At 56.9% G+C, this 12,983-nt stretch carries 10 protein-coding genes, 1 tRNA gene and 1 other RNA gene; 7 read left to right on the forward strand and 5 right to left on the reverse strand.

Annotation, left to right across the window (positions count from 1 at the left end; all coding sequences use genetic code 11):
• From GO007_RS19305 to GO007_RS19315, 3 genes are all read right to left on the reverse strand, one after another.
• Entirely contained in the window at window positions 1-750 is a 750-nt protein-coding gene (locus tag GO007_RS19305) for a sugar phosphate isomerase/epimerase family protein (protein WP_095102774.1), read from the reverse strand.
• Between the two features lie 110 nt (window positions 751-860).
• Window positions 861-1,877 carry a LacI family DNA-binding transcriptional regulator gene (locus GO007_RS19310; protein ID WP_095102776.1) on the reverse strand — a complete coding sequence of 339 codons (1,017 nt, stop codon included), beginning with the start codon at window positions 1,875-1,877 and terminating at the stop codon, window positions 861-863.
• Window positions 1,878-1,981: 104 nt separating this feature from the next.
• The gene (locus tag GO007_RS19315; RefSeq protein ID WP_095102778.1) at window positions 1,982-2,644 is read right to left on the reverse strand and encodes an OmpA family lipoprotein; all 663 of its coding nucleotides are present in this window, start codon (window positions 2,642-2,644) and stop codon (window positions 1,982-1,984) included.
• A gap of 167 nt (window positions 2,645-2,811) precedes the next feature.
• Here GO007_RS19315 and GO007_RS19320 point away from each other — a divergent pair, with 167 nt between their 5' ends.
• Window positions 2,812-5,142: a molybdopterin guanine dinucleotide-containing S/N-oxide reductase gene (locus tag GO007_RS19320; protein WP_095102780.1), complete on the forward strand. Its 2,331-nt coding sequence runs from the start codon at window positions 2,812-2,814 to the stop codon at window positions 5,140-5,142.
• Here GO007_RS19320 and GO007_RS19325 read toward each other — a convergent pair.
• Complete coding sequence (locus tag GO007_RS19325) at window positions 5,105-5,551, reverse strand: N-acetyltransferase (protein ID WP_095102782.1); 447 nt, start codon at window positions 5,549-5,551, stop codon at window positions 5,105-5,107. The two genes, GO007_RS19320 and GO007_RS19325, sit on opposite strands and share 38 nt — an antisense overlap.
• Window positions 5,529-6,110, reverse strand: a complete 582-nt coding sequence (gene tag, locus GO007_RS19330; RefSeq protein WP_095102783.1) for a DNA-3-methyladenine glycosylase I — start codon at window positions 6,108-6,110, stop codon at window positions 5,529-5,531. The genes GO007_RS19325 and tag overlap by 23 nt, the downstream gene beginning before the upstream one ends.
• A gap of 158 nt (window positions 6,111-6,268) precedes the next feature.
• Here tag and GO007_RS19335 point away from each other — a divergent pair, with 158 nt between their 5' ends.
• The 6 genes from GO007_RS19335 to dppA all read left to right on the forward strand — a co-directional run bounded on the left by GO007_RS19335 (window position 6,269) and on the right by dppA (window position 12,949).
• Entirely contained in the window at window positions 6,269-6,916 is a 648-nt protein-coding gene (locus tag GO007_RS19335) for an autotransporter outer membrane beta-barrel domain-containing protein (protein WP_095102785.1), read from the forward strand.
• A 354-nt stretch (window positions 6,917-7,270) separates the two neighbouring features.
• Window positions 7,271-8,473: an L-lactate MFS transporter gene (locus GO007_RS19340; protein WP_095102787.1), complete on the forward strand. Its 1,203-nt coding sequence runs from the start codon at window positions 7,271-7,273 to the stop codon at window positions 8,471-8,473.
• Window positions 8,474-8,702: 229 nt separating this feature from the next.
• Window positions 8,703-10,394 (forward strand): kdo(2)-lipid A phosphoethanolamine 7''-transferase, encoded by a 1,692-nt coding sequence (eptB, locus tag GO007_RS19345; RefSeq protein ID WP_095102788.1) that lies wholly within the window; start codon window positions 8,703-8,705, stop codon window positions 10,392-10,394.
• 90 nt (window positions 10,395-10,484) lie between these two features.
• Window positions 10,485-10,561 (forward strand) — tRNA-Pro (locus tag GO007_RS19350).
• Between the two features lie 49 nt (window positions 10,562-10,610).
• Window positions 10,611-10,715, forward strand: a non-coding RNA gene (locus GO007_RS19355) — RtT sRNA.
• 626 nt (window positions 10,716-11,341) lie between these two features.
• The gene (dppA, locus tag GO007_RS19360; RefSeq protein ID WP_095102790.1) at window positions 11,342-12,949 is read left to right on the forward strand and encodes a dipeptide ABC transporter periplasmic-binding protein DppA; all 1,608 of its coding nucleotides are present in this window, start codon (window positions 11,342-11,344) and stop codon (window positions 12,947-12,949) included.
• The last annotated feature ends 34 nt before the right edge of the window (window positions 12,950-12,983 follow it).

The following is a 12,983-nucleotide window of genomic DNA, read 5'->3' on the forward strand; positions in this document are numbered from 1 at the left end:
TTAATCCTCGCGTAAAAGGTTCACATAGCGGCGGGTAACGGCCGTCAGGTCATGGCCGACCAGCGGAAATTCGATGCCGCGTGGGGCATCGGCGGGCAGGTTATCAAGCAGCGCCATCCAGCGCGGAGCGGCCTCATCGGGAGGAACGGCGCGGTACTGCTCGCGATGCGGCTGGGCCGCCTTAACGTGAATATAGCTGACGGCGGGCGCAAGATGGCGGGCGGCCTCTTCCGGCGAATCGCCGACCCACAGCCAGTTGCCCATATCAAACGTCAGCGTCACCGGCAGGTTATTGACCCGGCAGGTGGCTTTAAACCGCTGCATCGGCGCCAGCTGCCCGCAATCGGTCTGGTCATTTTCCACCACCAGCGCCATACCGCTCTCCTGCAGCGTGCGGCGCAGGGTCTCCAGCTGGTTGTTATGGATGAAGTGGCCGAGCGAGAGTTTTAACCATAAGGCGTTGAGGGTTTGCGCTTCCTGCAGCAGCGCCGCGAGGTTCGGGTTAAGCGAGCCGTCGGCGGCAAACAGGGCCTGCGGCGCGGAGTAGCAGACCAGCAGGTTGTGGCTTTCTATCTCCGCGGCGAGCGCGGGCAGCCGGCTCAGTTCGCCGGGGCTGAATAACTCGCGGCGAATCTCCACGCCGTCGGCGCCGGAACCGGCAATGAACGGCAGTACGGCGGACTGCCCGCCAAGCTCTCTAACGCGATCGTTGCCATAAGCGGCGGTCACGACAATGATTTTTCTGGCCATCTGACAAACTCCCGGTGGTTCTGTAGCGAATCTCTCTATTACGCTAGATGGTACCGGTTCCAAAGGAAAGGGGAGGATGTCTAATTTATGATCACCATCACGAAGGAGAGCTAACGGGAGGTCGATCCGCGGACGATCAGTTCACCGGAAAATACCCGCTCACAGATCGGTTCATGGCTGCCTTCGATGCGGCGCACCACCTGTTCAACGGCGGCGTAGCCTATTTGCCACGTCGGCTGCTTGAGGGTGGTAATCCCGACTCCCGCGAGCTCCGCCCACTCCAGCTCATCAAACCCGAGCAGGCCGATATCGCTCCCCCAAATCAGGTCAACTCGCTTCAGCGATCGCGCGACCTGCAGCGTCAGAGCGCCGTTGGCGGAGATAACCGCTTTGCGCATTCCGCGATGGCCGGAGTGAAACTGGCGCAGCACGCTGTCCAGCATCGCGCCGTCGTTGAGCGGGACTTCGGCATTTTCCGCGACGATCCCGGCGTGGCGCTGGATGGTGGTGCGAAAGGCGCTCAGCCGCTCGCGTCGCGTGTTGACGGAGCCTAACGGTTCGCTCAGAAACAGCAGCGCCTCGAAGCCTTTTTCCACCAGGTGTTCGGTGGCGGTGGTGGCGGCCTGGGCGTTATCCAGTCCGACCACGTCGCAGGCAAAATCCGGAATTTTTCGGTCGATCAGCACCATCGGCAGCGCCGACTGCTGCAGGCGATTGAGCCCCTCTTCCCGCATCCCGACGGCGTTGACCACAATCCCCTCAACCTGATAGCTGCGCAGCAGGTCGAGATAGTGCAGCTCCTGATCCAGCTCGTTGTTGGTATTACATACCAGCAGGGTGAAGCCTTTCTCGCGGCAGGCGGCCTCGATGCCGCTAAGCACGTTAACCGAGTAGGGATTGGTAATATCGGCGATGATCAGGCCAATCAGCCGGGTACGTCCGTGCTTTAGGCCGCGGGCCATCAGGCTGGGGCGATAGTTAAGTTCGGCAATCGCCTTTTCAATGCGCGCCAGCAGGTCATCGGAAAGCAGATGCTTTTCGCCGTTGAGGTAGCGTGAAATGCTGGTTTTACCGGTCTTTGCGGCTTTTGCCACATCGCTAATGGTTGCTCGCGCCGCTTTCGCCATGATGGCTTCCTTTGCTGAAATCTGGAGAACACCTTAGCGCGAAAATTCGCTATATCAAGCATTTTGCCCGGTAAGCGCCTCTTACCGGGCGGAGGATGGCGGGGTTACTGCAGCGGACTGAGGGTAATTTCCACGCGGCGGTTCTGCGCTTTGCCTTCCGCAGTGCCGTTGCTGGCAATCGGATTGGCCGGGCCCATTCCGCTGGTGCGGATACGGTTTGCCGCGACGCCCTGGGTGATAAGGGCGCTGGCAACGCTATCCGCGCGCTGCTGCGAAAGACGCATGTTCAGGTCCTGGCCGCCGGTGCTGTCGGTATAGCCGACAACGTTAACCGCCGTCTTTTCGTACTCTTTCAGCACCATCGCGACCCCGGAGAGCGTATTGGCTCCTGCCGGTTTGAGATTGGCGCTGCTGCTGTCAAAGGTGACGTTATTGGGCATATTCAGCACGATGTTATCGCCATTGCGCGTCACGCTGACCCCGGTTCCCTGCATTTTCTCGCGCAGTTTTGCTTCCTGTACGTCCATGTAGTAGCCGATGCCGCCGCCAAGCGCCGCGCCCGCCGCCGCGCCGATCAGCGCCCCTTTGCCTCGGTCGTGTTTGGAAGAGGAGAGCGCGCCAATGCCCGCGCCGACCAGGGAGCCGATACCGGCGCCGACGCCGGATTTTCCTGCTTCACGTTCGCCGGTATAGGGGTTGGTCGTACAGCCAGAAATGGCCAGGGTGCCGCTAACCAAAGCCGCAATCATCAGTACGCGTTTTTTCATATTATTTCCTTAATCCATTTTATTCTTTGTCACAGCGCGCGTGACGGTTGATTATGACGCCCGGATGTGGAGAAAATTCCCCGGATAACGTCTCTATTTGTAAGTAACCTTGAACGGCCGAATAACAGGCCGTCACCACACCTGCATTCGCTGACCAGGAGCTCGCTTTGCCAACCTCATCTGCAACTGAAACCATCCTCACCGCGGCCCATTGGGGACCGATGCTGGTTGAAACCGATGGTGAAAATGTCCTCTCTTCCCGCGGCGCGCTGGAAACCCCCTTCGCCAACTCTTTGCAAACCGCCGTGCGGGACCAGGTTCATAGCAAGACTCGCGTGCGTTACCCGATGGTGCGTAAAGGTTTTCTGGCCTCGCCGGATAGCCCGCAGGGCGTACGCGGGCAGGATGAGTTCGTCCGGGTGAGCTGGGAGCAGGCGCTGGATCTTATTCATGCTCAGCATCGGCGGATCCGGGAAAGCTACGGCCCGACGTCCATCTTTGCCGGTTCCTACGGCTGGCGTTCAAACGGCGTACTGCATAAAGCGGCGACGCTGCTGCAGCGCTATATGAGCCTGGCCGGCGGCTATACCGGCCACCTCGGGGATTACTCCACCGGCGCGGCGCAGGCGATCATGCCGTACGTGGTGGGCGGAAATGAGGTTTATCAGCAGCAAACCAGCTGGCCAATGGTGCTGGAACATAGCGAGGTGGTGGTGCTGTGGAGCGCTAATCCGCTGAATACGCTAAAAATTGCCTGGAACGCCTCCGATGAGCAGGGAGTGACATGGTTCGATCGGCTGCGCAAGAGCGGCAAGCGGGTGATCTGCATCGATCCTATGCGATCGGAAACCGTTGATTTCTTTGGGCAGGATATCGACTGGGTGGCCCCGCATATGGGAACGGACGTGGCGATGATGCTGGGTATCGCCTGTACCCTGGTTGAAAACGGCTGGCAGGACGATGCGTTTCTGGCGCGCTATACCAGCGGCTATGAGATCTTCTCCCGCTACCTGACCGGCGAGAGCGACGGCGTGGCGAAGACCGCCGAGTGGGCTGCGGAGATTTGCGGCGTAAGTGCGGATAAAATCCGCGAACTGGCGCAACTTTTCCACGAAAATACCACCATGCTGATGTCCGGCTGGGGCATGCAGCGTCAGCAGTTCGGCGAGCAGAAGCACTGGATGTTGGTCACGCTGGCCGCGATGCTGGGGCAGATTGGCACCCCCGGCGGCGGTTTTGGCCTCTCCTACCACTTCGCCAACGGCGGCAACCCGACCCGCCGGGCGGCGGTGCTGGCCTCGATGCAGGGCTGCGTGGCGGACGGTATTGAGGCGGTAGAAAAAATTCCGGTGGCGCGCATTGTCGAAGCGCTGGAAAACCCGGGCGCGGCGTATCAGCATAACGGCATGGACCGATGCTTCCCGGATATTCGCTTTATCTGGTGGGCGGGCGGCGCCAATTTTACCCATCATCAGGATACCAACCGGCTGATCCGCGCCTGGCAGAAGCCGGAGCTTATCGTCATTTCGGAGTGCTTCTGGACCGCCGCGGCCCGCCATGCCGATATCGTCCTGCCGGCAACGACCTCATTTGAACGCAACGATATGACCATGACCGGCGATTACAGCAACCAGCACCTGGTGCCGATGAAACGCGTGGTTGCTCCGCGCGACGAGGCCCGGGATGACTTTGAGGTGTTTGCCGATCTTAGCGAGCGCTGGGAAGAGGGAGGCCGCGCCCGTTTTACCGAGGGTAAAAGCGACATCCAGTGGCTGGAAAGCTTCTACCGCATTGCGGCTCAGCGCGGAGCGAGCCAGCAGATTACGCTGCCGCCGTTCGAGCAGTTCTGGCAGGATAATCAGCTCATTGAGATGCCGGAAAACCCCGACAACGCCCGTTTCGCTCGCTTTGCCGCCTTCCGCGCCGATCCGCAGGCTAATCCGCTGAAAACGGCGAGCGGAAAAATTGAGATCCACTCGCCGACGATTGCCGGTTTTGCCTATCCCGACTGCCCGCCGCACCCGATGTGGCTGGCGCCGGACGAATGGCACGGCAACGCGCAGCCGGGCCAGCTGCAGGTGCTTTCCGCCCATCCGGCCCATCGCTTGCACAGCCAGCTGAATCACACGACGCTGCGGGAGCAGTACGCGGTTGCCGGCCGCGAGCCGTTAACCATTCATCCGCTGGATGCCGAGGCGCGGCAGATTGCCGACGGCGATCTGGTTCGGGTATGGAATTCGCGCGGTCAGGTTCTGGCCGGAGCGGTGGTGACGGAAGGGATCCGGCCCGGGGTTATCTGCCTGCATGAGGGGGCCTGGCCTGATATCGACCCGCAGGCGGGGATCTGTAAAAATGGCGCGGTGAACGTTTTGACCAAAGATATTCCGACCTCGCGTCTCGGTAACGGCTGCGCCGGAAACACGGCGCTGGCGTGGCTGGAAAAATACGCTGGCCCGGCGCTTACGTTAACGGCGTTTGATCCACCGGCCAACGCATAATCCACGTCGGCTGCAGGGTATCGTCCTGCCATGCGCAGTCTTCTATCCGGAAGCCCTGCGCATGGTAGAAATTCACCGCCTGTACGTTTTTTTGGTACACCTCGAGGCTTAGCCAGGCATAGTGCCGTTTGACCTCGTTCACCAGCGCGCTGCCGATCCCCCGGCGGATGGCCTCCGGCGCAACGAAAAGCGCGCCGAGAAAGCGTGATTCCAGAACGCTGATAAAGCCTTTTATCTCACCGCCTTCCTCCCATACCCAGGTACTGGCGGCGGGAAGGTAAACGTCGCGCACGACCGCAATGCTTTCATGCCAGTACTCCTCTTTGATAAACGGATGCGCATGAATCGTGCTTTTCAGCCATAGCGCGAGCAGCGGGCGGACCTCTTTAGCGTCCCACTTGCGGATCATCCGCACCTCCGGGGTAACAGAAGCAGCCCGTGACGTGATCGTTCACCAGCCCACAGGCCTGCATAAAGGAGTAACAGATGGTCGAACCGACAAACTTGAAGCCGAGTTTTTTCAGCGCTTTCGACAGCGCATCGGAGGCGGGGGTCGTCGTTGGGATTTCCGCCAGCGTAGCGGCGTGCGATATCTGCGGATGATTATCGACAAAGGACCAGACGAAATCAGCGAAGGAGTCGCCTTTTTCTTCCATCGCAAGAAAAGCCCGCGCGTTGCCGATAATGGCCTGAATTTTACCGCGATGGCGAATAATACCGGCGTCCAGCACCAGGCGCTCAACGTCGGCCTCGTCCATCGCGGCGACGCGAACCGGGTCGAACTGATGAAACGCCCGGCGATAGTTCTCACGTTTTTTTAGCACCGTAATCCATGAAAGCCCGGCCTGCTGGCCCTCAAGGCAGATCATTTCGAACAGCTTCCGGGCGTCTCTTTGCTCTACGCCCCATTCGGTATCGTGATACTGGATATAGAGAGGGTCCTGGCTAACCCATCCGCAACGCTGCATGTCTTTCTCCCTTAGCAATAAAACTTACCCTTTCACCTTGACGGCTGAAAGATAAAGATAATAGTTAATACAGGGATACCACTCCCAAATACAGGGGTATCAGATCCCATAAAAAACACAGCAATACTTCCGGTTTGGCTCTTTATGGAGTCGCTTTAATGATAATAAAGAAATGCAATGGCTTGGGGGGATACTTCCTCCCGGCATGCGTATCCGTATGGGTATCGTGCGTCTGCGGGGCGAATGCCTGGCAACAGGAATATATCGCTATCGATACAAAAAGTAATACACCCGAACGCTATACGTGGGATAGCGATCACCAACCGCGCTATGAGGACATTCTGGCTGAGCGCATCAATTCATCGACCGGCGACGCTTCCGGATTCGCCCTCAACCAGGCGGTAGCGCCGCCGGATACCGGCCACGGTATGAGCGTGGGCTGGAACTTTACCTTAGCCAACGGCGTGACTTCAGGGCCAGTGGCAAGTTTACGCAGCGATCTGCTGCTTCCGCCTCCCGTTCGCCGCGCGACGGAAAGTAGCTACGTGAATACGCTCGGCTGGCGCGTGGATTACCAGCAGCTGTGGGGCATTCACCCTTGGGCGCAGGTGAGCTACAACCAGGCGCTTTCTTCAGAGCTGCCCTGGCCAACCCGTACCCAGGACGGCGGCTGGCGGGATGTGACCTTTGGAGCGGATATGTCGCTCAATTCACACCTTGCGGCCTGGGCGGCGCTCTCGCAGGCGGATAACCTGCCAACCGGGGCAAACTATCAGTACCTGATGGGGGTCAGCGCCAATTTTTAAGCCGTTTCTCCGACCGGCTTGCGGCCATCTGCTCGCACGCTGCTGGCCTAAGATCGTCGGGCGGGGCGTTCAGCCTCGCTGTGGGTATTTTGCTTCTGTAATGTGAATTATGTCGCCCATATGTAGCATGCTTAATACGACTATTTAACTTCACGATCACAGAACTGGCGCGTCTTCGTGAGATAGCAGGTACTAACTTATTTCCTGCTATCGAGCGCGCGCCCGTTTCTCGATGTCATTCATTCCGGCATTCATGCATTTCATTCCCTGCTGACGGCATTTCATGCCTTTTCTCCCCTGGGCTTCAGGGGACTTCGCTATTGTGGCGGCAGTTAATACTTCAGGACATCCGCTATGAACGCTACCAATACTCAATATACCCGCTGGCTCACGCTATTCGGCACGATCGTGACACAATTCGCGCTGGGATCGGTTTATACATGGAGTTTGTTCAATAGTTCTCTTTCCGCAAAGCTGGATGAGCCGGTAAGCCAGGTGGCTTTCTCCTTCGGCCTGCTGAGTCTTGGTCTGGCGTTATCCTCCTCCGTCGCCGGTAAATTGCAGGAACGCTTTGGCGTAAAACGCGTGACGATGGCATCCGGCGTACTGCTCGGGCTCGGCTTTTTCCTCACCGCCCACGCCAATAGCCTGATGATGCTGTGGCTGAGCGCCGGTCTGCTGGTCGGTCTGGCTGACGGCGCAGGCTATCTGCTGACGCTGTCCAACTGCGTGAAGTGGTTCCCTGAGCGTAAAGGGCTGATTTCCGCCTTCTCCATTGGCTCCTACGGCCTCGGCAGCCTCGGGTTTAAATTTATTGATAGCCATCTGCTGGCGACCGTTGGTCTGGAGAAAACCTTTATTATCTGGGGCGCGATTGTGCTGGTGATGATTGTTTTTGGCGCAACGCTGATGAAAGATGCGCCGAACCATGCCGCCAGCACCAGCAATGGGGTGGTGGAGAATGACTTCACGCTGGCGCAGTCGATGCGTAAACCGCAGTACTGGATGCTCGCGGTGATGTTCCTGACCGCCTGCATGAGCGGCCTGTACGTTATCGGCGTGGCGAAGGATATTGCGCAAGGGATGGTGCACCTGGACGTGGCGACGGCGGCAAATGCGGTAACCATCATTTCTATCGCCAACCTGAGCGGACGCCTGGTGCTGGGTATCCTGTCGGATAAAATTTCCCGTATCCGCGTGATTACTATTGGTCAGGTCGTTTCGCTGGTCGGTATGGCGGCACTGCTGTTTGCCCCGCTCAATGCCACGACTTTCTTTGCCGCGATTGCCTGCGTCGCCTTTAACTTCGGCGGTACGATCACCGTGTTCCCGTCCCTGATCAGTGAATTCTTCGGCCTGAACAACCTGGCGAAAAACTACGGGGTGATTTATCTGGGCTTCGGTATCGGCAGCATCTGCGGGTCGCTGATTGCCTCACTGTTCGGCGGGTTCTACGTCACCTTCTGCGTTATCTTCGCGCTGCTGATTCTTTCTCTGGCGCTTTCCACGACCATTCGCCAGCCAAAAAGCGAAGTTTATAACGCGGCACACGCCTGACCGCGCGACAGACCATCAATTCACTAAGCGAATAATGCCAATCCGACCAGATATTTTGTAAATATTTGGTCGGATCACATTCCCTCCTGATACTTTTCCCTTCCTCTGTGGTCTACTTACCGCGCTTTGTAGAGGTTTCTCATAACCAACCTTGACGCACTCTATTAACCTGCTTGCTTATATCGCGTAAGTGAGGGGCTTTATCTCATCTTTTTCCAGGTTTTCTTGCATGAAATATATTAGAACGATGACGCAGCAGACGCTCAGTATATGGCTGGCGCTGTACATCGGCTGGTTTATGAACGTTGCCGTTTTTATCCGTCGCTTCGACGGTTATGCTCAGGAATTTACCTTCTGGAAAGGACTTTCCGGGCTTGTGGAACTGGTTGCAACCGTGCTGGTGACCTTCTTCCTGCTGCGGATTCTGTCGCTGACGGGACGGCGGTTATGGCGAATATTAGCCACTCTGGTGGTGCTGTTCTCCGCGGCTGCCAGCTACTACATGACTTTCCTCAACGTGGTCATTGGCTACGGTATTATCGCCTCGGTGATGACCACCGATATCGATCTTTCCCAGGAGGTTATCGGCTGGCATTTGATTCTTTGGCTGGTGCTGGTTAGCGCGCCGCCGCTGCTGTTTATCTGGAATAACCGCTGCCGCGATACCCTGCTGCGGCAGATCCGCACGCCGGGTCAGCGGGTGAAGAATATTGCTATTGTCCTGCTGGCGGGGCTGATGGTCTGGGGACCCATTCGTCTGCTGGAGGTCCGCCAGAAGAACGTGGAGCGGAATTCGGAAGTGGATATGCCGAGCTACGGCGGGGTGATTGCTAACTCCTACCTGCCCTCGAACTGGCTCTCCGCGCTGGGGCTGTACGCCTGGGCGCAGGTCGATGAATCTTCCGATAACGGCTCCCTGATCAACCCGGTGAAGAAATTCACCTACGTTGCGCCGCAGGGGCTGGATGACACCTACGTGGTGTTTATCATCGGCGAGACGACCCGTTGGGATCACATGGGGATTCTGGGATATAGCCGCAACACCACGCCGAAGCTGGCCGAGGAGAAAAATCTCGTGGCCTTCCGCGGCTACTCCTGCGATACCGCGACCAAGCTATCCCTGCGCTGCATGTTCGTCCGCGAGGGCGGGGCGGAAGATAACCCCCAGCGAACGCTGAAAGAGCAAAACGTGTTTTCCGTTCTGCACCAGCTGGGCTTTACCGGCGATCTCTACGCCATGCAGAGCGAAATGTGGTTCTACAGCAATACGATGGCGAACACGATTGCCTATCGCGAGCAGATTGGCGCCGAGCCGCGTAACCGCGGTAAGAGCGTCGATGACATGCTGCTTATCGATGAGGTGAAGCGCTCGATGCTGAAGAATACCCGCGGCAAGCACCTGATTATCCTGCATACCAAGGGGTCACACTTCAACTATACGCAGCGCTACCCGCGCAGCTTCGCCCAGTGGAAGCCGGAATGCGTGGGCGTGGACAGCAAATGTTCGAAGGCAGAGCTGATTAACTCCTACGACAACAGCGTGACCTATGTCGATCACTTTATTGTTAGCGTGCTGGATCAGCTGCGGGATAAGAAAGCGATTGTCTTCTATGCCTCCGATCATGGTGAGTCGATCAACGAGCACGAACACCTGCACGGGACGCCGCGCAAGATGGCGCCGCCGGAGCAGTTCCGCGTGCCGATGATGGTGTGGATGTCGGATAAGTATCTGGAAGCGCCTGACCACGCAGCCTCCTTTGCCCGACTCAAGCAGCAGGCGGCGATGAAGGTCTCGCGTCGTCACGTTGAGCTGTACGATACCATTATGGGCTGTCTCGGCTATACCTCGCCGGACGGCGGGATTAACGAGAACAACAACTGGTGCCGCGTTCCCGATGCGGGCAAAGCGGCGAAGGAATAACGAGAGTGATGAGTTTCTCGCCGCTTGAGTGATTTTTTCATAATAAGGCATTGACGGGTGTGGGTCTCAGCAGTAAGATGCGCCCGCATTCGGTGATTGGCGCAGCCTGGTAGCGCACTTCGTTCGGGACGAAGGGGTCGGAGGTTCGAATCCTCTATCACCGACCAAATTTAAAAGCCCGCTCTCTGAGCGGGCTTTTTTACGTCTGCGGCCGACGAGGATGAGAACCTCCGGGGGCAGAGGTTCGACCCGAGCGCAGCGAGAGAACGTTGCTTCAGCAACGGCCCGCAGGGCGAGCCACGCAGTGGCGAAGTCATCCTCTAGGTAGCCCGGCCGAGCGCAACGATGCCGGGGACGTTACTGAGGCCGCGGCGGGTGCGTTATCCCAGCCGACTCGTTAAAAAGGCGCTGATCCCCATTTCTACCCGCCTGTTTATCGTTTTGTGACATCTTCCATTGTATTTTTTTATATATGAACCGATCTTTTTTCGCGAAGCTTATGGATAACTGCAGCATTTTCCGCTGTGCGTTTTAACGTTCGCGCTATTAATCGCTCACATATTGGTCACATAGTAATAAATTTTGGCCATTTGCCAGAATTGCTTATCACTACATGTTGAAAGGTATTAAGGCGTTTATGCTGGCTCATGGCCGGTAGCATAAATTTCTCTGCTGAAAATAGCCTCATGGAGTTTTTTTAATCTTTGCCTGCTGATTCTCACCCCGGATGTAAAACCAGGTTGGCTGTATTGACGTTTCCCCATTCTGTTGACAGATTGTAGGGCATGAGGGGCATTTCATGGAGAATCCGCACTGCAACTCAGTCGTTTTTGTGAAAGGAATCCCCATCTCTCTCAGCGCCCTCGGGCACAACCGACCAGACCGGGTAAAAAATAAATAAAGGTCTGGCGGAAATATGCAAACAACATCACATCTGGAGCAGAATAATGAGTATTTCCTTGAAAAAGTCAGGGATGCTGAAGCTTGGCCTGAGCCTGGTCGCTCTGACCGTTGCCGCAAGCGTACAAGCTAAGACCCTGGTTTACTGTTCTGAAGGTTCGCCGGAAGGCTTTAACCCACAGCTATTCACCTCTGGTACCACCTATGACGCCAGCTCAGTGCCAATCTATAACCGCCTGGTTGAATTCAAAACCGGGACCACGGAAGTTATTCCTGGCCTGGCTGAAAAATGGGACGTGAGCGAGGACGGTAAAACCTATACCTTCCACCTGCGTAAGGGCGTGAAGTGGCAGGACAATAAAGACTTTAAACCGACCCGTGACTTCAATGCCGACGACGTGGTGTTCTCGTTCGATCGTCAGAAAAACGCGCAAAACCCGTACCATAAAGTGTCTGGCGGCAGCTACGAATACTTCGAAGGCATGGGCCTGCCGGACCTGATTAGCGAAGTGAAGAAAGTGGACGACAATACCGTCCAGTTCGTGCTGACCCGTCCTGAATCTCCGTTCCTTGCCGACCTGGCAATGGATTTCGCCTCTATTCTGTCAAAAGAATATGCTGACAACATGCTGAAAGCCGGCTCGCCGGAAAAAGTGGACCTGAACCCGATCGGTACCGGCCCGTTCCAGCTGCTGCAGTACCAGAAAGATTCGCGCATCCTCTACAAAGCGTTCCCGGGCTACTGGGGCACCAAGCCGAAGATCGACCGTCTGGTCTTCTCTATCACGCCTGATGCTTCCGTGCGCTACGCGAAACTGCAGAAAAATGAGTGCCAGATCATGCCGTACCCGAATCCGGCAGACATCGCGCGCATGAAAGAAGATAAAAGCATTACCCTGCTGGAGCAGCCGGGCCTGAACGTCGGCTACCTCTCGTTCAACACCGAGAAGAAACCGCTGGATAATGTGAAAGTTCGCCAGGCCCTGACCTATGCGGTCAACAAAGAAGCGATCATTAAAGCCGTTTACCAGGGCGCAGGCCAGTCGGCGAAAAACCTGATTCCGCCGACCATGTGGGGCTATAACGACGACGTTAAAGACTACAGCTACGATCCGGAAAAAGCGAAAGCGCTGCTGAAAGAAGCCGGCATGGAAAAAGGTTTCTCTATCGATCTGTGGGCAATGCCGGTACAGCGTCCGTACAACCCGAACGCGCGCCGTATGGCCGAGATGATTCAGGCTGACTGGGCTAAAGTTGGCGTCCAGGCCAAGATCGTGACCTATGAGTGGGGCGAATACCTCAAGCGCGCGAAAGCGGGCGAGCATCAGACCGTTATGATGGGCTGGACCGGTGATAACGGGGACCCGGATAACTTCTTCGCCACCCTGTTCAGCTGCGCAGCGGCGAAAGATGGCTCCAACTACTCCCGCTGGTGCTACAAGCCGTTTGAAGATCTGATTCAGCCGGCTCGCGCAACCGACGACCATAACAAGCGTATTGAACTGTACAAACAGGCCCAGGTGGTGATGCACGATCAGGCTCCGGCGCTGATTATTGCCCACTCCACCGTGTTTGAGCCGGTGCGTAAAGAAGTCAAAGGCTATGTGGTCGATCCGTTAGGTAAACACCACTTCGAAAACGTCTCAATCGAATAAAAACAGTGTGGTCCCCCTCTCCCTTCACCGGGAG

Source organism: Klebsiella sp. 10-1, assembly GCF_009758445.1.
Classification (GTDB): domain Bacteria; phylum Pseudomonadota; class Gammaproteobacteria; order Enterobacterales; family Enterobacteriaceae; genus Klebsiella; species Klebsiella scottii.